Origin of the sequence: Kitasatospora sp. NPDC096147 (genome assembly GCF_044763225.1) — a bacterium.
Taxonomy (GTDB): domain Bacteria; phylum Actinomycetota; class Actinomycetes; order Streptomycetales; family Streptomycetaceae; genus Kitasatospora.
This window is the reverse complement of the sequence record NZ_JBIWFX010000004.1, coordinates 676,547-699,781: the sequence shown is the minus strand read 5'-3', so window position 1 is coordinate 699,781 and position 23,235 is coordinate 676,547. Positions and strand designations below refer to the sequence as shown.

At 73.8% G+C, this 23,235-nt stretch carries 20 protein-coding genes; 9 read left to right on the top strand and 11 right to left on the bottom strand.

The annotated features are described in order from the left end of the window. Nucleotides 1-612 precede the first annotated feature (612 nt). The 7 genes from pheT to infC form a co-directional block, all read right to left on the bottom strand. Nucleotides 613-3,126, bottom strand: a complete 2,514-nt coding sequence (pheT, locus tag ACIRBX_RS17205) for a phenylalanine--tRNA ligase subunit beta (RefSeq protein WP_402297491.1) — start codon at nt 3,124-3,126, stop codon at nt 613-615. Further along, entirely contained in the window at nt 3,126-4,247 is a 1,122-nt protein-coding gene (pheS, locus tag ACIRBX_RS17200; protein WP_402297489.1) for a phenylalanine--tRNA ligase subunit alpha, read from the bottom strand. Before pheS ends, pheT begins: the two co-directional genes overlap by 1 nt. 193 nt (nt 4,248-4,440) lie before the next feature. Next, a complete protein-coding gene (locus tag ACIRBX_RS17195) occupies nt 4,441-5,526 on the bottom strand; it encodes an ATP-binding protein (RefSeq protein WP_402297487.1) in 1,086 nt (361 codons plus the stop codon). An 80-nt stretch (nt 5,527-5,606) separates the two neighbouring features. Continuing rightward, the gene (locus ACIRBX_RS17190; protein WP_402297486.1) at nt 5,607-6,473 is read right to left on the bottom strand and encodes a TrmH family RNA methyltransferase; all 867 of its coding nucleotides are present in this window, start codon (nt 6,471-6,473) and stop codon (nt 5,607-5,609) included. A gap of 124 nt (nt 6,474-6,597) precedes the next feature. Beyond that, nucleotides 6,598-6,984 (bottom strand): 50S ribosomal protein L20, encoded by a 387-nt coding sequence (rplT, locus tag ACIRBX_RS17185; protein ID WP_402297484.1) that lies wholly within the window; start codon nt 6,982-6,984, stop codon nt 6,598-6,600. A 104-nt stretch (nt 6,985-7,088) separates the two neighbouring features. Continuing rightward, a complete protein-coding gene (rpmI, locus tag ACIRBX_RS17180; RefSeq protein ID WP_329486877.1) occupies nt 7,089-7,283 on the bottom strand; it encodes a 50S ribosomal protein L35 in 195 nt (64 codons plus the stop codon). A gap of 115 nt (nt 7,284-7,398) precedes the next feature. Continuing rightward, nucleotides 7,399-8,148 (bottom strand): translation initiation factor IF-3, encoded by a 750-nt coding sequence (gene infC / locus ACIRBX_RS17175; protein WP_402297644.1) that lies wholly within the window; start codon nt 8,146-8,148, stop codon nt 7,399-7,401. A gap of 468 nt (nt 8,149-8,616) precedes the next feature. Between infC and ACIRBX_RS17170 the strand changes: the two genes are divergently transcribed. After that, nucleotides 8,617-8,982: a DUF1844 domain-containing protein gene (locus tag ACIRBX_RS17170; RefSeq protein ID WP_402297480.1), complete on the top strand. Its 366-nt coding sequence runs from the start codon at nt 8,617-8,619 to the stop codon at nt 8,980-8,982. A gap of 300 nt (nt 8,983-9,282) precedes the next feature. On the opposite strand, the gene ACIRBX_RS17165 is transcribed toward ACIRBX_RS17170, so the two are convergent. Continuing rightward, nucleotides 9,283-9,978: an SseB family protein gene (locus ACIRBX_RS17165; protein WP_402297478.1), complete on the bottom strand. Its 696-nt coding sequence runs from the start codon at nt 9,976-9,978 to the stop codon at nt 9,283-9,285. A gap of 94 nt (nt 9,979-10,072) precedes the next feature. On the opposite strand from ACIRBX_RS17165, the gene ACIRBX_RS17160 reads away from it, so the two are divergent. The 3 genes from ACIRBX_RS17160 to ACIRBX_RS17150 all read left to right on the top strand — a co-directional run bounded on the left by ACIRBX_RS17160 (nt 10,073) and on the right by ACIRBX_RS17150 (nt 12,760). Beyond that, complete coding sequence (locus tag ACIRBX_RS17160; protein WP_402297476.1) at nt 10,073-11,056, top strand: serine hydrolase; 984 nt, start codon at nt 10,073-10,075, stop codon at nt 11,054-11,056. 63 nt (nt 11,057-11,119) lie between these two features. After that, nucleotides 11,120-12,331: an amino acid deaminase/aldolase gene (locus tag ACIRBX_RS17155; RefSeq protein ID WP_402297474.1), complete on the top strand. Its 1,212-nt coding sequence runs from the start codon at nt 11,120-11,122 to the stop codon at nt 12,329-12,331. A 60-nt stretch (nt 12,332-12,391) separates the two neighbouring features. Further along, nucleotides 12,392-12,760, top strand: a complete 369-nt coding sequence (locus ACIRBX_RS17150; protein ID WP_402297472.1) for a hypothetical protein — start codon at nt 12,392-12,394, stop codon at nt 12,758-12,760. Between the two features lie 76 nt (nt 12,761-12,836). Here the strand turns inward: ACIRBX_RS17150 and ACIRBX_RS17145 are convergent, their stop codons facing one another. Next, nucleotides 12,837-13,925 carry a DUF2510 domain-containing protein gene (locus tag ACIRBX_RS17145; RefSeq protein ID WP_402297471.1) on the bottom strand — a complete coding sequence of 363 codons (1,089 nt, stop codon included), beginning with the start codon at nt 13,923-13,925 and terminating at the stop codon, nt 12,837-12,839. A gap of 188 nt (nt 13,926-14,113) precedes the next feature. Between ACIRBX_RS17145 and ACIRBX_RS17140 the strand changes: the two genes are divergently transcribed. Next, complete coding sequence (locus tag ACIRBX_RS17140; RefSeq protein WP_402297470.1) at nt 14,114-14,821, top strand: gamma-glutamyl-gamma-aminobutyrate hydrolase family protein; 708 nt, start codon at nt 14,114-14,116, stop codon at nt 14,819-14,821. A gap of 252 nt (nt 14,822-15,073) precedes the next feature. On the opposite strand, the gene chrA is transcribed toward ACIRBX_RS17140, so the two are convergent. Beyond that, nucleotides 15,074-16,237 (bottom strand): chromate efflux transporter, encoded by a 1,164-nt coding sequence (gene chrA, locus ACIRBX_RS17135; protein ID WP_402297468.1) that lies wholly within the window; start codon nt 16,235-16,237, stop codon nt 15,074-15,076. 118 nt (nt 16,238-16,355) lie between these two features. Between chrA and ACIRBX_RS17130 the strand changes: the two genes are divergently transcribed. Together ACIRBX_RS17130 and ACIRBX_RS17125 are read left to right on the top strand one after the other, a co-directional pair. Beyond that, nucleotides 16,356-17,369, top strand: a complete 1,014-nt coding sequence (locus tag ACIRBX_RS17130) for a cation diffusion facilitator family transporter (protein ID WP_402297466.1) — start codon at nt 16,356-16,358, stop codon at nt 17,367-17,369. A 53-nt stretch (nt 17,370-17,422) separates the two neighbouring features. Continuing rightward, nucleotides 17,423-18,340 carry a 5'-3' exonuclease H3TH domain-containing protein gene (locus ACIRBX_RS17125; protein ID WP_402297464.1) on the top strand — a complete coding sequence of 306 codons (918 nt, stop codon included), beginning with the start codon at nt 17,423-17,425 and terminating at the stop codon, nt 18,338-18,340. Nucleotides 18,341-18,401: 61 nt separating this feature from the next. On the opposite strand, the gene ACIRBX_RS17120 is transcribed toward ACIRBX_RS17125, so the two are convergent. Then, entirely contained in the window at nt 18,402-21,269 is a 2,868-nt protein-coding gene (locus ACIRBX_RS17120; protein WP_402297461.1) for a DEAD/DEAH box helicase, read from the bottom strand. Nucleotides 21,270-21,662: 393 nt separating this feature from the next. Between ACIRBX_RS17120 and ACIRBX_RS17115 the strand changes: the two genes are divergently transcribed. Further along, the gene (locus ACIRBX_RS17115) at nt 21,663-22,064 is read left to right on the top strand and encodes a peptidase inhibitor family I36 protein (RefSeq protein WP_402297459.1); all 402 of its coding nucleotides are present in this window, start codon (nt 21,663-21,665) and stop codon (nt 22,062-22,064) included. A gap of 93 nt (nt 22,065-22,157) precedes the next feature. Beyond that, nucleotides 22,158-23,111: a hypothetical protein gene (locus ACIRBX_RS17110; protein ID WP_402297457.1), complete on the top strand. Its 954-nt coding sequence runs from the start codon at nt 22,158-22,160 to the stop codon at nt 23,109-23,111. The last annotated feature ends 124 nt before the right edge of the window (nt 23,112-23,235 follow it).

Sequence of the window (23,235 nt, the reverse complement as noted above, 5' to 3'; positions counted from 1 at the left end):
GCACCGTGGCGGCCCGAAGGGCCGACAGGGGCGCGGGGAACTGCGCGAGACGGAAGACAGCCACCCTCGTGCCGGGTACGGACCCCCACCTGCAAGTGACCCTCCGCCCCGGCCATCAGACCTACGCCTCCCACCCCGCGCAGTTCCTCGCGCCCCCACGGCCCCCATCTGCCCCATCCGCACCAAGGCGGCCCGAAGGGCCGTCAGGGGCGCGGGGAACTGCGCGAAACGGAAGACGACCACCCGCGTGCCGGGTACGGACCCCCACCTGCAAGTGACCCTCCGCCCCCGGCCATCAGACCGATACCTCCCGCCCCGCGCAGTTCCTCGCGCCCCCGTGGCCCCCATCTGCCCATTGGCACCGAGGCGGCCCGAAGGGCCATCAGGGGCGCGGGGAACTGCGCGAAACGGAAGACGACCACCCGCCCGCCGGAAACGGACAGCCACCTGCAAGTGAAGGCCCGCACCCGGCAACCGCGCCAACACCCCCACCCCGCGCAGTTCCTCGCGCCCCACGGCCCCACATGGCCCCGCAGGACTCCCCCGGAACGCCGGAGGGCCCGGTCCCTCGCCGTTGGTGGCGAAGGCCGGGCCCTCCGGGGTGGTGCGGGGTCAGGCGCCGCGCAGGACCGCGCCGGTGCGAGCGGTGGCGGCCTCGACGGCCGCGCCGCGGGCCGCACTGGCCTCGTCGGCCGTCAGGGTGCGGTCGGCCGCCCGGAAGCGGAGCGAGTAGGCCAGGGACTTCTTGCCCTCGCCCGCCTGCTCACCGGTGAAGACGTCGAACAGCCGGATGGCCTCCAGCAGCTCGCCGGCCCCGTCCCGCAGCGCTGCCTCGACCTCGGCGGCCGGGACGGCGGCGTCCACGATCAGGGCGACGTCCTGGGTGGCCACGGGGTAGGAGGAGACCGGCGGGCCGGAGACCCGGTCGGCGTTCTCCGCACCCAGCAGGTCCAGGTCGATCTCCATCGCGCTGGTGCGCTCCGGCAGGTGCAGCGCCTTGATGACGCGCGGGTGCAGCTCCCCGGCGTGGCCGACCACCCGGCCGTCCACCGAGAGCTCGGCGCAGCGGCCCGGGTGCCAGGGCGCGTACTGCGCCTGGCGGACCGTCAGCTCCACGCCGGCCGCCCGGGCGACCGTGCGGGCCGCCTCGACGGCGTCCGCCCAGGAGGCTCCGGCGCCCTTGCCCCACCAGCCGGACGGCAGCCGCTCGCCGGCCAGCGCGACGGCGACCCGGCGCGGCTGGTCGGGCAGGGCGGCGTCCAGCTCGGCCAGCTGCTCGGCGCTCGGCCGGCGGTCGACCGGCAGGCGCGGGGCGACCTTGAGCTCGGCCTTCGGCAGGAAGACGGTGCCCTGCTCGAAGATCGCCAGGTCGGTGTTGCCCCGGCCGACGTTGCGCCGCAGCGCGCCGAGCAGGCCCGGCAGCAGCGTGGTGCGCAGCGCCGGCTCCTCGTCGTTCAGCGGGTTGACCAGCTTGACGGTCCGTCGGCGGGAGTCGCCCGCGTCCAGGCCGAGCGCGTCGAAGGCCGCGTCGCCGAGGAACGGGTAGTTGTTGACCTCGACGTAGCCGGCCCCGGCCAGCGCCACGCCGGTGCGGCGGTGGAAGCGCTGGGCCTCGGTCAGACCCTTGCCCGGGGGCACCGAGGGCAGCCGGGCGGGGACGTTGTCGTAGCCCTCCAGCCGGATGACCTCCTCGGCGAGGTCGTACGGGTCGGTCAGGTCGGGGCGCCAGCTCGGCGGGGTGACCTCCAGCACGTCGGCGCCGACCACGGTGGCACCGATCTCCTGGAGCCGCCGGGTGACGGTCTCCCGGCCGTACTGGGTGCCCGCGACGCGGTCCGGCAGGTCGGCGTCGATGGCGATGGTGCGCACCGGGTGCGGGGCGGCGATGTCGGTGACACCGGCCTCGGCGGTGCCGCCGGCGATCAGCACCAGCAGGTCGACCGCGCGCTGGGCGGCGGCCCGGGCGGCCTCCGGGTCCACGCCGCGCTCGAAGCGCTTGCTGGCCTCGGAGGGCAGCTTGTGGCGCTTCGCGGTGCGGGCGATGGTCACCGGGTCGAAGTGCGCGGCCTCGATGACGATCTCGGTGGAGCCGGTGGTGATGCCGGTCTCCGGGTCGGTGACCGGGTCGAGGATCTCGGTGGAGGCGCCGCCCATGACACCGGCCAGCCCGATCGGGCCGGAGTTGTCGCAGATCAGCAGGTCCTCGGCGGAGAGCTTGCGCTCGCTGCCGTCCAGCGTGGTGAGGGTCTCGCCCTCGACCGCGCGGCGGACCTGGATCGGGCCGTCCACCCGGTCGCGGTCGTAGGCGTGCAGCGGCTGGCCGACCTCGAGCATCACGTAGTTGGTGATGTCGACGGTCAGCGAGATCGGGCGGATGCCCGACTTCTGCAGCCGGCGCTGGAGCCAGATCGGGGACTGCGCGGACGGGTCCACGCCGGTCACCGTGCGGGCCACGAAGCGGTCGCAGCCGGCCGGGTCGGCGACCTTGACCAGGTAGCCGTAGGAGTTGGCCGGCGGCACGTCGAGCAGCGCCGGGTCGGCCAGCGGCAGCCCGTACGCGGCGGCGGCCTCCCGGGCCACGCCGCGCATCGAGAGGCAGTAGCCGCGGTCCGGGGTGACGGCGATGTCCAGCACCTCGTCGACCAGCTGGAGCAGCTCGATCGCGTCGGTGCCGGGCTCGTACTCCGGCGGCAGCACGATGATGCCGTCGTGGTCGTCGCCCATGCCGAGCTCGCGGGCCGAGCAGATCATGCCGGCCGAGGTGTGGCCGTAGGTCTGCCGGGCGGCGATCGGGAACGGGCCGGGCAGCACGGCGCCCGGGAGCACCACGACCACCTTGTCGCCGACCGCGAAGTTGCGGGCGCCGCAGACGATCTCCTGCGGCTCGCCGGTGCCGTTGGCGTCGCCGACGTTGACGTAGCAGTGCCGGATCGGCTTCTTGAAGCCGGTCAGCTCCTCGATCGAGAGCACCTGGCCGACCACCAGCGGGCCCTTGAGGTCACCGCCGAGCTGCTCGACGGTCTCGACCTCCAGACCGGCCCGGACCAGGCGGGCGGCCACGTCGCGGCCGGTCTCACCGGCCGGAAGGTCGACGTACTCGCGCAGCCAGGAAAGCGGGACGCGCATCAGATCTCCATTCCGAACGGGAGGGTGAAGCGGACGTCGCCCTCGACCATGTCGCGCATGTCGGCGACGTTGTGACGGTTCATCAGGATCCGCTCCAGGCCGAGGCCGAAGGCGAATCCGCTGTAGCGCTGCGGGTCCACGCCGCAGGCGACCAGCACGCGCGGGTTGACCACGCCGCAGCCGCCGAGCTCGATCCAGCCCTCGGAGGAGCAGGTCCGGCAGGGGCGGTCCGGGTTCCCGACGCTCTCACCGCGGCAGACGAAGCACTGGAGGTCGATCTCCGCGCTCGGCTCGGTGAACGGGAAGTACGAGGGGCGCCAGCGCAGCTCCAGGCCGCCGCCGATCAGCTTCTCGACCAGCTGCTCGATGGTGCCCTTGAGGTCGGCGAAGGTGATGCCCTCGTCCACCGCGATGGCCTCGACCTGGCGGAACACCGGGGTGTGGGTGGCGTCCAGCTCGTCGGTCCGGTAGACCCGGCCCGGGCTCACCGCGTACAGCGGCGGCTCGCGGTCCAGCATGGTGCGGATCTGCACCGGCGAGGTCTGGGTGCGCAGCACCACGCCGGAGTCGGCGGAGCCGTCCGGGGCCTGCACGAAGAAGGTGTCCTGCATCGAGCGGGCCGGGTGGTCCTGGTGCAGGTTGAGGGCGTCGAAGTTGAGCCACTCCGCCTCCACCTCGGGGCCGGAGGCCACCTCGTAGCCCATGGCCACGAAGGTGTCCTCGATCCGCTCGGCCAGCGTGGTGAGCGGGTGGCGGGCGCCGCGCGGGGTGCGGTCGAACGGCAGCGTGACGTCCACCGCCTCCTCGACCAGCACGCGGGCGTCCCGCTCCGCCTCCAGCTCGACCTGACGCTTCGCCAGCGCCTGGTTCACCGCGCCGCGGGCCTGGCCGATCAGCTTGCCCGCCGCGGCCTTGGCCTGCGGGGGAAGGGCGCCGATCTCGCGGTTGGCGAGCGAGAGCGGCGAGCGGTCGCCGGTGTGGGCCACCTTCGCCTGCTTGAGCTCGTCCAGCGAGGCCGCCGCGGCGAAGGCCGCGAGGGCTTCGTCCCGGGCCTGCTCGACCGCTTCGGGCTTGAGTGCCTCGACCTCGACCGGGTCGTAGTCCTTGTTGGGTGCCGACATCGCTATCTTTCCCGTGCTCCTGCTCGTGAAGGGGTGCCTCGCCCATTGCATTACGCACTGCGTGGCCGGGGCACGGGCAGCCGCTCCCGCATCGCTCAGGAAGGGTGTCCGCGGCACAGCCGCGCAGGGCGTCACACAACGCAATGGTCGAGTGTAGTCGCAGCCTGCGAACCGCCCGCCGGGCCCGGACCTCCTACAGCATGAAGTCGGGCACTCCGGCGGGCAGGATAAATCGGAAGCGGGCGCCGCCGGACGGGGCGCGGCTGATCCGGATGGTGCCGCCGTGGGCCTCGACGATGCCCTTGACGATGTAGAGGCCGAGGCCGGTGCCGCCGCGCTTGGAGCCGCGCCAGAAGCGGGTGAAGACGCGCGGCATCGACTCCTCGGGGATGCCACTGCCCTCGTCGCTCACCGTCACCGCCGTCCCTTCAAGGACCCGTTCGCGTCCGGCGCTCTCCACCAGTTCCTTGGCGGGCGCCACCTCGATCGTGACAGTCCCCTCGCCGTGGCGCACGGCATTTTCCAGCAGGTTGGCCAGCACCTGGTCCAGCTTGTCCGGGTCGGCCCAGAGCTGGGTGAGCGGCTCCTCGATCCGGATGTCGAAGCGGTCCGCCGGGATGCCGGCCGCCACCTTGCCCTCCACGTGCCGGCGCACCGCCGCCGGGAGGTCCACCACCTGCTTGCCGAGCTCCAGCCGGCCGGCGTCGATCCGGGAGATGTCCAGCAGCTCGGCGATCAGCCGGGTGACCCGGTCCGCGTCGGCGTCGACGGTCTCCAGCATCACCCGCTTCTGGCCGTCGGTGAAGCGCTCCCACTTCGCCAGCAGGGTGCGGGTGAAGCCCTTGACGCTGGTCAGCGGCGAGCGCAGCTCGTGCGCCACGGTGGCGATCAGCTCGGCGTGGCTGCGCTCGGTGCGCCGCCGGGCCTCGGTGCCGCGCAGCGCCACCACCACCCGGCGGACCGGGCCGCCCCGGTGCTCGCGCACGTAGCGGGCGGAGACCAGCAGCTCGCGGCTGCCGGGCAGCAGCAGGTAGCGCTCGGGCTGCCCCGTACGGATCGTCAGACCGCCGTACGGGTCGGTGAGCTGCCACCAGCGGCGGCCGTCCAGGTCCTCCAGCGGGAGCGCCAGCTCCAGCCGCCGGCCGAGCGCGGCCTCCGGCCGGATGCCGGTCAGCCGCTCGGCGGCCCGGTTGAACCGCACGACCACGCCGGAGGCGTCGGCGACCACCACCCCGTCCGGCAGGTCGTCCAGGTCGAGCTCGGCGCCGTCACCGGCCATGGGTTGCCCTCCCGCCCAGATCCTCCGGCCGAGGATCTCACCCACCGTGTCCGTTCCCCCACCGTCCGACCCTAGCGCCCCTACCCCTTCGCGCGACACCCGCCCGGGGACCGCTGGGCGCGCGCGGAGGCGTACAGGCACACGGCGGCGGCCGTGGCGAGGTTGAGGCTCTCGGCGTGTCCGTGGATGGGCACGCGCACCACCTCGTCGGCGAGTGCGCGGGTCTCCTCCGGCAGGCCCCAGGCCTCGTTCCCGAACACCCACGCGCCGGGGGCCCCCAGGGTGCCCTCGTCCAGCTCCTGGTCCAGGTCACGGTCCCCGGCCCCGTCGGCCGCCAACACCCGCACCCCGGCCTCGCGCAGCCGCGCCACCGCCTCCTCCACCGGCACCCCGACCGCGAACGGCAGGTGGAACAGGCTGCCCACCGAGGCCCGGACGGCCTTCGGGTTGTACGGGTCCACCGAGGCGTCGGTGAGGATCACCGCGTCCGCCCCGGCCGCGTCGGCGGTGCGCAGCACGGTGCCCGCGTTCCCGGGGTCGCGCACGTGCGCCAGCACGGCGACCAGCTGCGGGCGGGCCTTGAGCACCTCCTCGAAGGGGGTGTCCAGGAAGCGGCAGAGCGCCACGATGCCCTGCGGGGTGACGGTGTCACAGATCTCCGCGATCACCTCGTCGGTGGCGGTCAGCACCGGCAGGCCGGCCTGCTCGGCGGCGGCCACGATCTCGGCGTGCCGCTCCCCCGCCTCCTGGGTGACGTACACCTCGACCACCACGTGCTGGTCCGAGCCGGCCGGGCGACCGTACGCGACCGCCTCGCGGACCGCCTGCGGGCCCTCGGCCAGGAAGCGCCGCTCCTTGCTCCGCTGGTTGCGCCGGGCGAGCTTGCGGGCGGCGATCACCCGCGGCGAGCGCAGGGAGGTGAGCAGGGGGGTCTCGGTGCTCTGCATGGTCTCGTCTCTGTGACACGGTGTCAGGAACCCGGTCGGGGCCCGGAAGCACACAGACCCGCAGGCGAACCTGCGGGTCTGGGTGGATCAGCTACACGGCTGAAGGATCCTCAGGGGATCGGCCTCAGGCGGCGACGCGCGGGGCGTTGACGTCCTCGGGCAGCGCCTTCTGGGCAACCTCGACGAGCGCGGCGAAGGCACCCGGGTCGTTCACGGCGAGCTCGGCCAGCATCTTGCGGTCGATCTCGACGCTCGCGATCTTCAGGCCCTGCACGAAGCGGTTGTAGGTGATGCCGTTGGCACGGGCCGCAGCGTTGATGCGCTGGATCCAGAGCTGGCGGAAGTCACCCTTGCGCTTCTTGCGGTCGTTGTAGTTGTAAACGAGCGAGTGGGTGACCTGCTCCTTGGCCTTGCGGTACAGGCGCGACCGCTGGCCGCGGTAACCGCTGGCCCGCTCGAGGATGACCCGGCGCTTCTTGTGGGCGTTCACTGCCCGCTTGACGCGTGCCACTTCATTACTCCTTGGGTTGGACCACGGACTACTTCACGCGGTCCGTTAACGATGGGGACGGAAGGATCAGCCGGACTCCCGCGGCTGCTGCCGCGGGCGGGCGATCACTTGCCGAGAAGCTTCTTGATCTTCTTCGCGTCGGCGGGGGCGACCACGACGGTGCCGGCCAGCTTGCGGGTCAGCGTCGAGGGCTTGTGCTCCAGCAGGTGGCGACGGCCGGCACGCTCGCGCAGCACCTTCCCGGAGCCGCTGATCTTGAAGCGCTTGCTGGCGCCGCTGTGCGTCTTTTGCTTCGGCATATCGCCGTCTCTTCCTCGTCGGTCCGGACTCCCGCCCGCGTGCTGCCACGCGGGCGGGGCCGGATGGATCTGGTGAGTGGGGCGGGACGCCCCACTACCTGGGTGACCGGACCGCTCAGGCGTCCTGGGCGGTCGCGGCCGGCTGCTCGACCTCGGCGGGCGCCTCGGCGGCGGCCTCGTCGGCCTCCACCTCGGCGTCGTCGGCGTCGTCCGCCTCGGCCTCGAGGGCGGCGTTCTCCGCCTCGAGTGCGGCGTCGTCGTCATCCGCGGCGGCGTCGGAGCCGACGGTGCGGCCCTGACGCTCGGCCTTGCGGGCGTCGGCCAGCGCGCGGGCCTCGGCCATCGCCTCGGTCTTCTTCTTGTGCGGGCCGAGAACCATGATCATGTTCCGGCCGTCCTGCTTGGCCGACGACTCGACGAAGCCGAGGTCCTCGACGTCCGAGGCGAGCCGCTGGAGCAGACGGAAGCCCAGCTCGGGGCGGGACTGCTCGCGACCACGGAACATGATCGTGATCTTGACCTTGTCGCCCTGCTTGAGGAACCGAACGACGTGACCCTTCTTGGTGTCATAGTCGTGCGGGTCGATCTTCGGCCGGAGCTTCATCTCCTTGATGACCGTGTGCGCCTGGTTCTTGCGCGCCTCACGGGCCTTCATGGCCGACTCGTACTTGAACTTGCCGTAGTCCATGAGCTTGCACACCGGCGGCCGGGCGGTCGCCGCGACCTCGACCAGGTCGAGGTCGTACTCCTGCGCGAGCTCCAGCGCCTTGGCAAGCGGCACGATGCCGACCTGCTCGCCGCTGGGACCGACGAGTCGCACCTCGGGGACGCGAATCCGGTCGTTGATGCGGGGCTCGGTGCTGATGGGGCCTCCTCGGTTGCACCTTCTGCGATGCGGCCGTCGGACGGCGGTCGCACGTAGTGGACTCGACCACTGGGCGGGGCTTCATTCGTGCTGCGCTGCCCACTGGCGTACGCACCGCGGCACGAAAAAAGCCCCGCTCGGTATACAAGCGGGGCTCCACACGACCGGGGCGGCACCCCGGAGGGCGCTGCGGGCGACTCGCTGAAGCCTGGCAGCTCAGGTGTCGCGGACCGGACCCGTCGACCGCTAGGCCGATCAGGTGGGAGACTTTCGCGGTTGCCCTCTCGGGCCTCCTGTGAGTGGAGCCTCCACTTGCTGGCCGGGCGGTCCGTGGGACCTCCTGGCCGGTCAGTCTCGAAGACTACCAGCATTTCCCGGGGCCGCGGTATTCCGCCTCCCGGGGCGGGCGGGCGGTGCGTGCTCGGTACGCTCCTTCTCGTACGCCCTCCACCGAAGAAGTGAGCAGCCGTGAGCGACGACACCACCCCGCAGGACGCCGAGATCGGCTTCGACGACCTCACCCGTGACATCGCCGAGGTCCCGGCCGTTGAGGTGATCACCACCGTCGCGGTGCACCTGATGAGCGCCGCCGCGGTCAAGTGCGGTCTGGCCGAGGGCGGCGAGAAGGACAAGGACCTGGACGAGGCCCGCAAGCTGATCACCGCCCTGGCCGGGCTGGTCACGGCCGGCGCCCCGGAGATCTCCAACTTCCACGCCGCCCCGCTCCGGGACGGCCTGCGCTCGCTCCAGCTGGCCTTCCGCGAGGCCTCGCTGGTGCCGGACGCCCCGGGCTCCGGCCCGGGCGAGAAGTTCACCGGCCCGGTCTACAGCTGACCGACCGCCAGGAAGGGTCCGGAGCCGGGTACGGCTCCGGACCCTTCTCCGTTCCGAGCGGGTGCCGACCGGCCTCCGGTCCCGGTGGCCGCGCCGACCGCGGGGCGCCGGCCGGAACGACGGGCGCGCCGAGGGGGCCCGGGCCGACGGTGGTCCGCCGTGTGGGCGGGGGCCGGGCCGCAGGCCGCCGGCGGCCCGGGGCGAGCGGGCCGACGGCCGGCGCCGACCGCCACGCCACCGGTGGCGGGAGACCGGCCTGGCCCGCACCCCGGGGTGACCGCGAGGGGTCGCTCCCCGGCCTCAGCCCAGCAGGGCCAGGTCCAGGCCGCGGTCCAGCCGGACCCGGAGGGTGTCGTCGGCGGCCAGTGCGGCGGCCAGCCGCTGGGCCAGCTCCTGGACGGCGGTGCCCTCGGCCAGCGAGAGCGCGAGCACCGCGTCGGTCTCGGTGCCGGGGCGCAGCTCGGCCCGGAGGACGGCGGGCTCGGCGTCGATCAGGGCCTGCACCGCGGCCCGGACCGCCGGGTCCTCGGCGGGCCGCAGGTACGGGCGGTTCTCGGCGACGGCGCGCAGCCGGGCACCCGACAGCGCGAAGGTGACCGGACCGGCCGGATCGACCAGCAGGGTGTCGGCCCGCTCGGAGTAGGCCACCATCGCGGCCTGCGGGGCGGCCACCGGAGCCGGCCGGGCGTCGGCCCGCCAGGCGGCCATCGACGCCAGCGAGGTGAAGGCGGGCAGTGCGCGCCGGCCGTCCGGGGCCTCGATCACGGGGACCGCCATGTCGCTGGTCTTCTCGTGCTTGTGGCCGTGCGCGTCGATCTCCACCTCCCCCAGCAGGGCGACGATCGGGACCATCAGCCGACTGCCCGTCAGAGCGGCCAGCAGCTCCGGCTCTCCGGCCCCGCTCTCCTCCCAGGCGGCCAGCGCCGCGCTCAGGCGCGGGTCGGCGGTGCCGTCGTCGTCGGCGAATCCGGGGTTCGGGATGTTCTTCTGCTCCACCCGGTGAGCGTATGCCAACCGGGCCCCGCACTTCTCAGCCGGTGCTCATGCCCCGCTCAGGGCGCGCCCATCGGCGGGGCGGAGGGTCGGCGGCATGACAGGGATGCGGAGGAGTCGGTTCGGGGGTGCGCTGCTGCTGCCGGTACTGGCACTGACGGCGGGCGGGGTGTACGTCGCCCAGGCCGACGGCGGCGGCCGGGCGGCTCCGGTGGCGAACGTCCGGACGGCGGCGTCGTCCACGGCACCGGCCACGCCCGACGCCTCACCGGAGCCGTCCGAGCCGTCCGAGCCGTCCGAGCCGTCGGGCACGACATCGGCATCGGCGTCGGCGTCGGCATCGGGCTCGTCCGCCGGGGTGGCCGGGGCGGACCTCACCGCCGCGCTGGCCTCGGCCGCCGGGCAGGTGCCCGCGCAGGGCGAGGTGTCGGTCGCCGTCCTGGACACCGCGAGTGGGGCGAGCGCCGCCTACGGAGGCGGCTCGTTCGTCACCGCCAGCATCGTCAAGGCCGACATCCTGGCCACCCTGCTCTGGCAACGGCAGCGCGCCGGGCGCGAGTTGAGTGCCTCCGAGCGGGCCACCGCCGCGCTGATGATCGAGCAGAGCGACAACGACGCCGCCGACACCCTGTGGGCCGCGATCGGCGGGGCAGCCGGGCTGGACGAGGCGAACGCCGCCTTCGGGCTGACCGCCACCACCGCCGGGACGGACGGGTACTGGGGGCTGACCTCGACCACCACCGGCGACCAGCTGAGGCTCCTCCAGGTGGTGTTCGGCGCGGACTCGCCGCTGGGCAGCGCCTCGCAGCAGTACCTCGGGTCCCTGATGGGGCAGGTAGCGGCGGATCAGGACTGGGGCGTCTCGGCCGCCGACCAGGACGGCGCGTACACCCTGAAGAACGGCTGGCTGCCGCGCAGCGCCACCGGTCTCTGGGCGGTGAACAGCATCGGCGAGGTGACCCACGACGGCCGGCGGCTGCTGATCGCCGTGCTGACCGAGGGCTCGGCCGACGAACAGGCCGGGATCGCCACGGTCGAGGGGCTGGCGAAGGCCGCCGCGACCGCGCTGACCGGGGGCTGAGCGAGGAGTTGACGCACCGACAACCCCCTACCCATGAGTACGGAGCTGTGGCAGTCTGCGCCCATGACCAAGCTCTCGGCCCCGGGCCTCGCCGCCGACCGGGCCCGGTACGACCGGGCCACCGCGCACCTGGACGCGCCGCTGGCGGTGGTGGACCTGGCGGCCTTCGACGCCAACGCGGCCGACCTGGTGCGCCGGGCGAACGGCAAGCCGGTGCGGGTGGCGAGCAAGTCGGTGCGCTGCCGGGCGCTGCTGGAGCGGGCGTTGGCGGTGGAGGGCTTCGCCGGGGTGATGAGCTTCACCCTGGCCGAGTCGCTCTGGCTGGCCCGGGAGGGATTCCGGGACGTGCTGCTGGCCTACCCCTCGGCCGACCGGGCCGGGTACGCCGAGCTGACGGCCGATCCGAAGCTGGCCGCCGAGGTCACCGTGCTGGTGGACGATCCGGCGCAGCTGGACCTGATCGACGCGGCCCGGGAGGGCACCGAGCAGGTCCGGGTCTGCCTGGAGCTGGACACCTCGCTGCAGCTGCTGGGCGGCAAGGTCCGGATCGGCGCCCGCCGGGCGCCGCTGCGCACCCCGGAGGCGCTGGGCGCGTTCGCCGAGCTGGTGCAGCGCCGCCCGGGCTTCCGGGTGGTCGGGCTGATGGCGTACGAGGGGCACGTGGCGGGGGTGGGTGACTCGCTGGCGGGCCGGCCGGTGCGGTCCAAGGTGATCCAGGCGATGCAGGCCAAGGCCCGCCGGGAGCTGGCCGTGCGGCGGGCGGCCGTGGTGCGGCGGCTGCGCGAGGTGGCCGAGCTGGAGTTCGTGAACGGCGGCGGCACCGGCAGCGTGGAGTCCACGGTGGCCGAGCGGGCGGTCACCGAGGTGGCCGCCGGATCGGGGCTGTACGTGCCCCGGCTGTTCGACAACTACCGTTCGTTCCAAGGGCGTCCGGCCGCGCTGTACGCCCAGCCGGTGGTCCGGCGGCCCGGGCTCGGGGTGGTCACGGTGCTCGGCGGCGGGTACCCGGCCTCGGGTGCGGCGGGTGCCGACCGCTCCCCCGTGCCGTACCTGCCGGCCGGGCTGCGGTACGACCCGCAGGAGGGTGCGGGCGAGGTGCAGACCCCGCTGCTCGGTGCGGCGGCGGACGACCTGCGGATCGGCGACAAGGTGTGGTTCCGGCACGCCAAGGCGGGCGAACTCTGCGAGCGCTTCGCGGAGTTGCAGCTCATCGAGGGTGACCGGGTGGTGGCCACCGTGCCGACCTACCGGGGCGAGGGGCGGACGTTCCTCTGACAGTCCTCCGTGCCCTGTCCTAGGCTGACGGGACATCACCGAGCACAGGGGGCAGGGCAGATGGAAGCCGAACTGATCACGGCAGTGGCCACCTCGTTGGCGGGTGCGATGACCACCTCCGCCTGGCAGACGGTCCGGGACCGGGTGGCGGGCTTCTTCGGCCGGGACCGCGAGGAGGTGGTGACGGCCGAGCTGGAGACCGTCCGCGAGGAGTACGAGCAGTACGGTGACGCGGCCTCGCTGACCGAGTGGCTGCGCCGCGCGGTGGCGGAGCACCCGGGCTTCGCCGACGAGCTGCGCGCCGTACTGGCCGAGCACGGCGGTGAGGTGCAGGTGCGGGTGCACCACGGCACGGAGAACGTGATCAGCGGCGGGACCTTCCACGGCAAGGTGATCCAGGCCCACAACATCGGCGTCATCAAGGGCTGACCGGCCGGACGACGGGCCCCGGCACACACCGGGACGGCCCCGCCGTCAGGGCGGGGCCGTCCCGGGTGAGGGGCCGTCAGGTGCCGGTGCCGGCGCCCGCGTCGCCCTCGCCGATCTTGCCGTTGAAGGCCTTGACCGACTCCACGATCTTGTCCATCTGGCTCAGCGTGGGTGCCTTGTCGGCGATGTCGAAGCCCAGGTGCAGGGTGGAGAGGCCCTTGCCGTCGGCGGTCGGGAAGACCACGGTCTGCACGTAGCCGTCGTTGCCCTCCGGGGAGTCCACCTTCCAGCGGACCAGCCAGCCGTCCCGCCCGTCCACCGCGATCGGCTCGGACTTGAGCTGCTCGTGCGACTTGATCTTCCCGTACGCCTGCTGGGCAGCCGCGTCGATGTCCTGCTCGGCGGCCTTCTTGGCGTCGGTGCCGTCGATCCGGCCGGTGTTGGCCCCGCCCAGCGAGCACTCACCCTCGCCGCTGGCGCAGGCGTAGGAGCCCACCGACATGGCGGCGAAGCCGTCCTTGGTGGTGCCGGCCTGCCAGCCGGACGGGACCGCGAGGCTGAGCTTGTTGACCACGTCCACGGCCAGGCCGGCACCCCGGCCGCCCCGGCCGTCGGGGGCCGTGCCGTCGGGGGTGCGGCCGTCCGGGCTCTTCGGCGAGGCGGAGGAGCCGGGCGCGTCCGGGGCGCCCTGCTCGCGCTCGACGCCGTCACCCGCCGGGCGGTGGTCGGAGCGCACCCGCTCCGAGGCCCGGCGGTCCGAACGGCCGTCCATCGCCAGGTAGGTGACGCCCGATCCGACGAGCAGGCCCGCCACCGCCGCGACGGCGGCGGCGATCAGCACCGGCCGGCTCGGCCCGGTCTTCGGCTTCGGCAGCGGGGTGTACGCCGGCGGCTCCGGGTAGCGGTAGGCGGCCCCCTGCTCCAGCACCTCCCCGGTCAGTACGGTCGGCGCCGGCTCGGCGACCGGCTCCGACAGCACCGTCGGGGCGTCGGCCGTCGCGTCGGCGGGGGCGGAGGCCGGGGCACCGGCCGGCGGGGGCGCGTCGCCCGGCGCGGGCCGGGTGGACGCCGTCCAGCCGCGCCCGTCCCACCACCGCTGCGGCCTCGGGGCGCTCGTGGTGTCCTGCGGGTCCGGGTACCACCCGGCGGGAATCTGCTCGCTCACGCCTGAAAATGTAAGGGCCCCCGGTTAAACGCGGTATCAGGGGGAGGCTGTTTCCGCCCCGTTTTCGATGAGATTCACCTGAGAACCGCCACCGGGCCGGTCCGGGCACCTGACGGAACCTCGGGCGTACGGGTGGGGCCGCGGCGAAACGGGCGTACCGGAGGGGCCGGAGGCGGCAGAATCCCGCCATGACCACCAGACCCGTGATCGGCATCAGCACCTACCTCACCGAGGCCAAGTGGGACCACTGGGACGCCCAGCGGGCCGTCCTGCTCCCGCACCGCTACCCGCTGCTGGTCCAGGAGGCGGGCGGCATCCCGCTGCTGCTCCCCCCGCAGGCCCCGGAGACCGCCCCCGACCTGCTGGCCCGGGTCGACGGCCTGGTCATCGCGGGCGGCCCGGACGTCAACCCCTCGCTCTACGGCGCGCAGCCGCACCCGAAGACCCGGGCCTTCGCCCCCGAGCGGGACCTCTGGGAGGCGGCCCTGCTGCGCGCCGCGCTGGCCGCCGGTCTGCCGCTGCTCGGCATCTGCCGGGGCATGCAGCTGCTCAACGTGGTCTGCGGCGGCTCGCTGATCCAGCACCTGGAGGACGGCGCGGACCACCTCGGCACGCCCAACCACTACGGCTCGCACCCGATCCGCCCGCTGCCCGGCACCCGGCTGGCACAGCTGCTGCCGGAGACCGAGGTGGTGGTCCCGACCTTCCACCACCAGGCGGTGGACCGGCTCGGCGAGGGTCTGACGGTCAGTGCCCGGGCCGGGGACGGGACGGTGGAGGCGGTCGAGGGCGAGGGATTCGTGCTCGGCGTGCAGTGGCACCCGGAGCAGGGCACCGACCTGCGGGTGATGGAGGCTCTGGTGACGGCGGCGATGGTGCCCACGCCGGTCGGCTGACACCGCGCGGCCCGGTCCCCGGCCGGGCCGGAGCGGCCCGTCGCGCCGCTCACCGGGCCGGGGCCCACCGACGGCAGCGGCACCTTCCGGGCCCCCGATGCCGGCCGGTCCGTACGACCCTCCGTACGCGCGACCACTGGCCGACTGCCGCCCGCCGCCCGCGCGACCCTTGGCCGGCTGCCGCCCGCCGTCCCCGACCGGGCACCGCGCCGACCCGGCACCGCGCCGACCGGGCACCGCGCCGACGGACCGTCAGAGGCCGTACCAGGGGCCGATCACCGCCCCCGCCGCTCCGGCCGCCAGCAGGCAGAGCACCACGGAGCGGCGGGCCGCGAGCAGCCAGGCCAGCGCGAGGACCAGCACCGCGACCTGCCAGCCGTACCCCAGCCCGAGGGCGAGCGGCACGGCCGAGCCGGCGATCGCGCCGACCACCGCCGGGCCGGCGCCGGTCAGGAAGGACTGCACCCGCCGGTCGCCCCGGAGCCGGTCGAAGTGCCGGGCGCCGAACAGCACGAAGGCGAAGGACGGGGCGAAGGCCACCGCCGCCGCCAGCAGCCCGCCGCCGAACCCGGCCGCCGCGTAGCCCACCACGGCGACGGTCTGCACCACCGGGCCGGGGGTGATCTGGCCGAGGGCGACGGCGTTCAGGAACTGACCGTCCGTCATCCAGCCGTACCGCTCCACCGCGTCGGCCCGCATCAGCGGGATGATCACGAAGCCGCCGCCGTAGGAGAGCGCGCCGACCTTGAGCGCCACCCAGGCCAGCGCCCCGAGCCCGCCGGCCGCGGGCAGCGCACCCGCCAGCAGCGGCAGCACGGGCACTCCCGGCCCCTCCACGCGCTCGTCCGCACGTTCCCGGACCGCGATCTCGGCCAGCCCGGCGGCCAGCAGCACCAGCACCAGCCACGGCCCGGTGAGCAGCGCCGCCGCCGCCCCGGCCGCCGCGTACCCCAGCCAGCGGGCCCGGGCCGCCCGTTCGACCCCGGCCCGGGCCCAGCTGCCCGGTACCAGGGCGGTGGCCGCCTGCACCGCCACCGCCGGGACGGCCGCCCCCGCGCCGGCCGCCGCGCCCAGCACCGGGGCGGGCGGGTCGGCGGCCAGGAAGAGCGCGGCCAGAGCCAGGATGAGCAGCAGGCCCGGCACGATGAAGCAGACCCCGCCGACCAGCGCGCCCGCAGCGCCGCGCAGCCGCCAGGCGGTGAGGACCGCCAGCTGTGTGGAGGCCGGACCGGGCAGCAGGTTGGTGGCCGCGATGCCGTCCTCGAACTCCTCCGGGCCGAGCCAGCCGCGCCGCTCCACGCAGAGCCGGCGCAGCAGGAGGATGTGGGTGGGCGGCCCGCCGAAGCCGGTGCAGCCGATCCGGCCCCACTCCACCGCGATGGTGCCCAGTGACACCCGTTCCTGACGCTCCGGCACTTCGCTCGCCACTCCCCGGTGATCGCTTTTCGGCGGCGGCACCATAGCGCAGGCGGCCGACCGGCTGATGAACGGCCGGAAACCGTTGCCGGGCCCGGCCACCGGGAAGAGGACCAGCATGTCCAAGCACCCGCACGACCACCGGAGCGGCCCGGCCGGCCACTCGCACGGAGTCTCCGCCGACGCCGACCGGCGCTGGCTGCTCAGCGCCCTGGCCCTGATCGTGGTCTTCATGGCCGGCGAGGTGGTGGTCGGCTTCGCCGCCCGCTCGCTCGCCCTGATCTCGGACGCCGCGCACATGCTCACCGACGCGGTCTCCATCGTGCTGGCGCTGATCGCGATGTCCCTCGCCAAGCGGCCGGCCCGCGGCGGCTACACCTACGGCCTGAAGCGGGCCGAGATCCTCTCCGCCCAGGCCAACGGGATCACCCTGCTGCTGCTCTCCGCCTGGCTCGGCTACGAGGCGGTGGTCCGGCTGTTCGACCCGCCGGAGGTGACCGGTTCCCTGGTGCTGGTCACCGCGCTGGTCGGCATCGTGGTGAACGTCGCCGCCACCTGGTGCATGTCCCGGGCCAACCGCAGCTCGCTCAACGTCGAGGGCGCCTTCCAGCACGTGCTGAGCGACCTCTACGCCTTCATCGCCACGGCGGTGGCCGGTGTGATCATCGTGACCACCGGCTTCACCCGGGCCGACCCGATCGCCTCGCTGATCGTGGTGGCGCTGATGCTCAAGGCCGGCACCAGTCTGGTCCGCCGGTCCGGGCGGATCTTCCTGGAGGCCGCCCCGGCCGGCATCGACCCGGACCAGGTGGCCGACCGGCTGATCGCCGGCTCCGAGGTCAGGGAGATCCACGACCTGCACATCTGGGAGATCACCTCCGGCGAGCCGGCCCTCTCCGCGCACATCCTGGTCGCCCCCGGCGGCGACTGCCACGCCGTCCGCCGCGACCTCCAGCGCCTGCTGCGGGACGAGTACCGGATCACCCACGCCACCCTCCAGGTCGACCACGTCGGCGAGCAGCTCGGCCAGGACCTGCTCACCCTCGGCCGGACCGACCCCGGGCCCGCCGGCGACGAGCACTGCGACGACCTGCACGGCCCGGTCCACCGCCGCGAGCCGCACCGGCACTGAACCACCCGTGCCGCTCCCGACGCTCCGTCAGCCGGGTGCGGCATGATCGGGGCATGACCGCACCCAGGCTGATGCTGCTCGACTCGGCGAGTCTCTACTTCCGTGCCTACTTCGGCGTGCCGGAGTCCATCAAGTCTCCCGACGGGCAGCCGGTGAACGCCGTGCGCGGCCTGCTGGACTTCATCACCCGCCTCGTCCAGGACCACCGGCCCGACCAGCTGGTCGCCTGCATGGACGCCGACTGGCGCCCCGCCTGGCGGGTGGAGCTGATCCCCACCTACAAGACCCACCGGGTCGCCGAGGCCGCGGTCGCCGGCGAGGAGGAGGTCCCCGACACCCTCGCCCCCCAGGTCCCGGTGATCGAGCAGGTCCTCGACGCCCTGGGCATCGCCCGCCTGGGCTCCCCCGGCTACGAGGCCGACGACGTGATCGGCACCCTGACGGCGCGGGCGACCGGCCCGGTGCAGATCGTCACCGGCGACCGCGACCTCTTCCAACTGGTCGACGACGCCCGGCGGATCACCGTCCTCTACCCGGTCAAGGGCGTCGGCAACGCCCAACTGATCGACGAGGCCGCCCTGCTGGAGAAGTACGACGTGACCGGCGCCGAGTACGCCGACATGGCCGCCCTGCGCGGCGACCCGAGCGACGGCCTCCCCGGCGTCAAGGGCATCGGCGAGAAGACCGCCGCCCAGCTCATCCGCACGTACGGCACCCTGCCCGCCATCCGCGCCGCCGCCGCCGATCCGCTCTCCAAGCTCACCCCGGCCCGCCGCAAGAACATCCTCGAAGCCGCCCCCTACCTCGACGTCGCCCCCACCGTGGTCCGGGTCGCCACCGACGCCCCGCTCCCGGACTTCGACCCGGCCCTCCCCAAGGAGCCCTTGGATCCGATGACCCTGGAGGCCCTCGCCACCCAGTGGGGCCTGGGCAGCTCGCTGGAGCGTCTGGTGGAGACGCTCGGAGCGTGAACGCGACGGCGCCCGTCCCGTCCTGACCACGAGTCAGGACGGGACGGGCGCCGTCGTCGTGTCAGCCGACCGAGCTGTAGGCGATGATGCCGCGGCGGAGGCTGTCCACCGCCTTGCGGGCGGTGGTGCGGAGCTTGGTGTCGCCGCCGGCCGCGTCCTGGATCTGGCCGAGGACGTCGATCAGCTGCTTGGTCCAGCGGACGAAGTCGCCGGCCGGGAGGTCGGCGTCGCGCAGGACCTGGTCGAGGTTGTGGCCGAGCGACCAGCGGTAGGCGACCCAGGCGAAGCCGAGGTCGGGCTCGCGCTGGCCGACGCCCTCGGCGGTGTTGATCCGGTGCTGCTCCTCCAGGGCGTCCAGGTGGCCCCAGATGCGGACCATGCTGGCGAGCGCCTCCTTGGCCGCGCCGTCCGGGACGCGCGGGGTGGCCGCGTCGTCGGACTGGCGGGACTCGTAGACCAGGGCCGAGGCGCAGGCGGCGAGTTCGGCCGGGGCCAGCTCGGCCCAGACGCCCTCGCGGATGCACTCGGAGGCGAGCAGGTCGAGCTCGCCGTAGAGGCGGCCGAGGCGCTTGCCGTCCTCGGTGACGGTGTCGCCGCTGAGGTAGCCGAGGTCGGTGAGCAGGCCGCAGACCCGGTCGAAGGTGCGGGCGATGGTGTGGGTGCGGGAGCGCATCTTGCGGTCCAGCACCTGGGTGTCGCGCTTGAGCCGGTGGTAGCGCTCGGACCAGCGGGCGTGGTCCTCGCGGTCGGAGCAACCGTGGCAGGGGTGCTGGCGGAGCTCGGTGCGCAGGCGGGTGATCTGCGGGTCGTCGGCGGCGGCGGCCCGGCCCTTGCGGAAGCGCTCGGGCTCCAGGTGGCCGGCCTTGGTGCGCAGGGCGGAGGCCAGGTCGCGCCGGGACTGCGGGCTGCGCGGGTTGAAGGACTTGGGGATGCGCAGCCGGTCGACGGCGGTCACGGGGTACGGGAAGTCGATCATCGCCAGCCGCTTGACCTGCCGCTCGGCGGTGAGCACCACCGGGCGCGGCCCGTCCTGGTAGTCGGGGTGGCGCTGCTGGCGCGGGGAGCGGGAGACCGGCGGCAGGCCGGGGTCGAGGACCAGGGCGAGGCCGGCGAACTTGCCGGTCGGCACGTGGATGACGTCGCCGGGCTTGAGCGCCTCGATGGACTCGATGGCGGAGGCCCGGCGCTGCCCGGTGCCCTCGCGGGCGAGCTCGTTCTCCCGGTCTTTCAGGTCCCGGCGGAGCGTCATGTACTCCTCGAAGTCGCCGAGGTGACAGGTCATCGACTCGCGGTAGCCCGCCAGGCCGTCCTCGTTCTTCTGCACCTGCCGGGCGATCCCGACCACCGCGCGGTCGGCCTGGAACTGCGCGAAGGAGGTCTCCAGCAGCTCCCGGGAGCGGTGCCGGCCGAACTGGCCGACCAGGTTGACCGCCATGTTGTAGGAGGGGCGGAAGGAGGAGCGCAGCGGGTAGGTGCGGGTGCCGGCCAGGCCGGCCAGGCCCTCCGGGTCGAGGCCGCGCTGCCAGAGCACCACCGCGTGGCCCTCGATGTCGATGCCGCGCCGGCCGGCCCGGCCGGTGAGCTGGGTGTACTCGCCGGGGGTGATGTCGGCGTGGGTCTCGCCGTTCCACTTGACCAGCTTCTCCAGCACCACCGAGCGGGCCGGCATGTTGATGCCGAGCGCCAGGGTCTCGGTGGCGAAGACGGCCTTCACCAGGCCCTTCACGAAGAGCTCCTCGACCACCTCCTTGAACCGGGGCAGCATCCCGGCGTGGTGGGCGGCGATGCCGCGCTCCAGCCCGTCCAGCCACTCGAAGTAGCCGAGCACGTGCAGGTCCTCGTCCGGGATGTCGGCGCACCGCTCCTGGACGATCTCGCGGACCACCGCGCGGTCGGCCTCCCGGTTCAGCCGCAGGCCGGAGGTGAGGCACTGCTGGACGGCGGCCTCGCAGCCGGCCCGGCTGAAGATGAAGGTGATGGCGGGCAGCAGGCCCTCGGCGTCCAGGCGCTCGATCACGTCGACCCGGCCCGGGGTCCAGACCCGGCTGGGGCGGCCGTTGGGCATCGAGCGGCCGCGGCCCCGGCCGAAGCGGTCGCCGCGCGGGTTGCGGTCGCCCTCGGAGCGGGCCAGCCGGACCAGCTCGGGGTTGACCGCCTTGGCCGGGTTGGTCTGCGAGCCCTTGGGGCGGCCGTCCCGGTCCGGGTCGGCGAACAGGTCGTACATCCGGTTGCCGGCCATCACGTGCTGCCAGAGCGGCACCGGGCGGTGCTCGGAGACGATCACCTTGGTGCCGCCGCGCACGGTGTCCAGCCAGTCGCCGAACTCCTCGGCGTTGGAGACGGTGGCGGAGAGCGAGGCCAGCACCACCGACTCGGGGAGGTGGATGATGACCTCCTCCCAGACCGCGCCGCGGAAGCGGTCGGCCAGGTAGTGGACCTCGTCCATCACCACGTAGCCGAGGCCGTCCAGCGCGGAGGAGCCGGCGTAGAGCATGTTCCGCAGCACCTCGGTGGTCATCACGACCACCGGGGCGTCGCCGTTGACGCTGTTGTCACCGGTCAGCAGGCCGACCTGGTCGGCGCCGTAGCGCTTGACCAGGTCGCCGAACTTCTGGTTGGAGAGCGCCTTGATCGGTGTGGTGTAGAAGCACTTGCGGCCGGACTGCAGGGCCAGGTGGACGGCGAACTCGCCGACGATGGTCTTCCCGGAGCCGGTCGGCGCGGCGACCAGCACGCCCTCGCCGGCCTCCAGCGAACGGCAGGCCTCCAACTGGAACTCGTCCAGCCCGAAGTCGTAGAGCTGCTGGAAGCCGTGCAGGACGGTGGCCTGCTCCTTGGCCCGGCGGCGGAAGGCCGCGTACGCCTCGGCGGGGCCGAGCTGCTCGGTGTCGGGTGCGGCCGGGGTGTTCTCGGGCACGGCGCTGTTCATCGGCGTCACCTCATCTTCCCGTGGGACAGCTGGATGCCGGGCCGGGGAAGGGCCGGGCGGGACGGGTGTGCAGACGGCGACGCCTGCGGCTGCGGGGCCCGCGCGGCCCGGGCCCGGACGGCCTGGGCGCCGGCGGGGGCGCAGCGGGTGCGGTGGGTGTGGTGATCGTGCATCTCAGCCAGACACTACCCGCCGGGAGCGACATCAAGAGCACCCTTTTCGGTGGCCCCGGGTGGCCCCCAGGGGGGCGGACCGGGGCGATCCGGGCCGGACCGGGCAGTCGCAACGTGGCGCGATCGGGCCTGTGCAAGGAGTCACCGGGCTGATCGACTTGCTCTCCAGCACCAGGCACCGGGCACCGCGACCACATCCCCCTTCCAGAGAGGCCCCGCCATGCCGGCCCAGCGACCACGGCCCCTGCACCGCCTGATCACCCTTGCGACCGGAATCACCACCGCCGCCTGCCTCGCCCTCGCGGGGGCGGCCCCGGCCGGGGCCGCCGAGCTGGACGGGTACAGCGAGGGCGGCGAGTTCATCATCTACGGCGGCCCGAACACCACCTCCGAGGTCTTCGACCTCTACCTCTCCCGGAACGACCTCGGGAAGCTCTCGTGGCCCCGCTACGGCGGCCCGGTGAACGACCAGAACGAGTCCTACTGGAACCGCGACGGCCTCACCTGGCACGTCTACACCGACTCGTACCGCAACGGCCAGCACGGCTGGATCAGCCCCGGCGTCTCGTCCAACGCCACCGGCTCGTTCTGGCACCGGGTCTCCTCCGCCTACTACAACTGACGCGCCGTCAGCCCACCGCCGCGCACCGCCCGGCCGCCCGTCGGCGCCGGGCGGTGCCGCACCCTCCGCACCGTCACCTCCGGGAGCACCGCCTTGCGTTCCACCGTCTCGCCCGCCGTCCTCACCGTCGCCGCCGCCCTGCTGCTGGCGGGCTGTTCCGGAGGGAGCACGGCGCACCGGCTCGGCCCGGCCCCGGCGGTGGACATCGGCCTGGTACCCACCCCGACGGACGCCGGCTCACTGCGGCTGCCGCTCCAGGAGTACCTGCCGGGCGAGGGCGAGCTGGAGCAGCTGAACCGGGCCCAACGGGTGCTGACCGACCAGTGCATGACCCGGTACGGCTTCCGCTACCGGCTGCCCGAGGTGCCGCCCGCCCCCGCCGTCGGGAACACCCGGCGGTACGGCCTGGCCGATCCGGTGGCGGCGGCGGCCAGCGGCTACGGGACCTACGGCACGGACGGCGGGACCCGGGCGCCCCGGCCGGAGATGGACCCGACCGAGCAGCTGGTGCTCGGCGGGGAGGACGGCACCCGGCCGGGCGAGCTGCCGGGCAGTCAGGCCGAGGTGGAGAAGTCCGGCAAGGACGCGGGCCGGGTGAACGGCCTCCCCGTCCCGCCCGGCGGGTGCACCCGGGAGGCGTACCTGAAGCTCTGGGTGCCGACCGCCGACGCGCCCGACCCGCTGGAGGTGCAGGAGCTGGACGCACAGGCGTACGACCGCTCGCGCCGGGAGGTACGGGTGAACCTGGCCACCGAGAAGTGGCAGGAGTGCATGGCGCGGAAGGGCTACCAGGCGAAGAACCCGGTCAGCCCGATGCCCGAACTCGGCCTCCGGCCCGAGACCTTCACCGGCCCCGAGGGCATCGGTGCGGCCACCGCCGACGTCGCCTGCAAGCGGGAGACCAACCTGGTCGGGATCTGGTTCGCGGTGGAGTCCGCGTACCAGCGGGAGCTGATCGAGGAGCACGGCGAGCTGCTGCGGTCCTCGCGCCGGCAGCTGGACGACTCCCTTCGGCTGGCGGCCGGGTTGGTGGCGGCCAGCGGCTGATCACCCCGCGCGCCCGACCGGACCCGGACCGGCCGGCGGGCTCGCGGGGTGATCAGCTTCGGATCAGCTTGTCAGTTGCGAAATCCTTCATCTCGTCAACACCCGGTCAGGAGCGGTCCTTTCC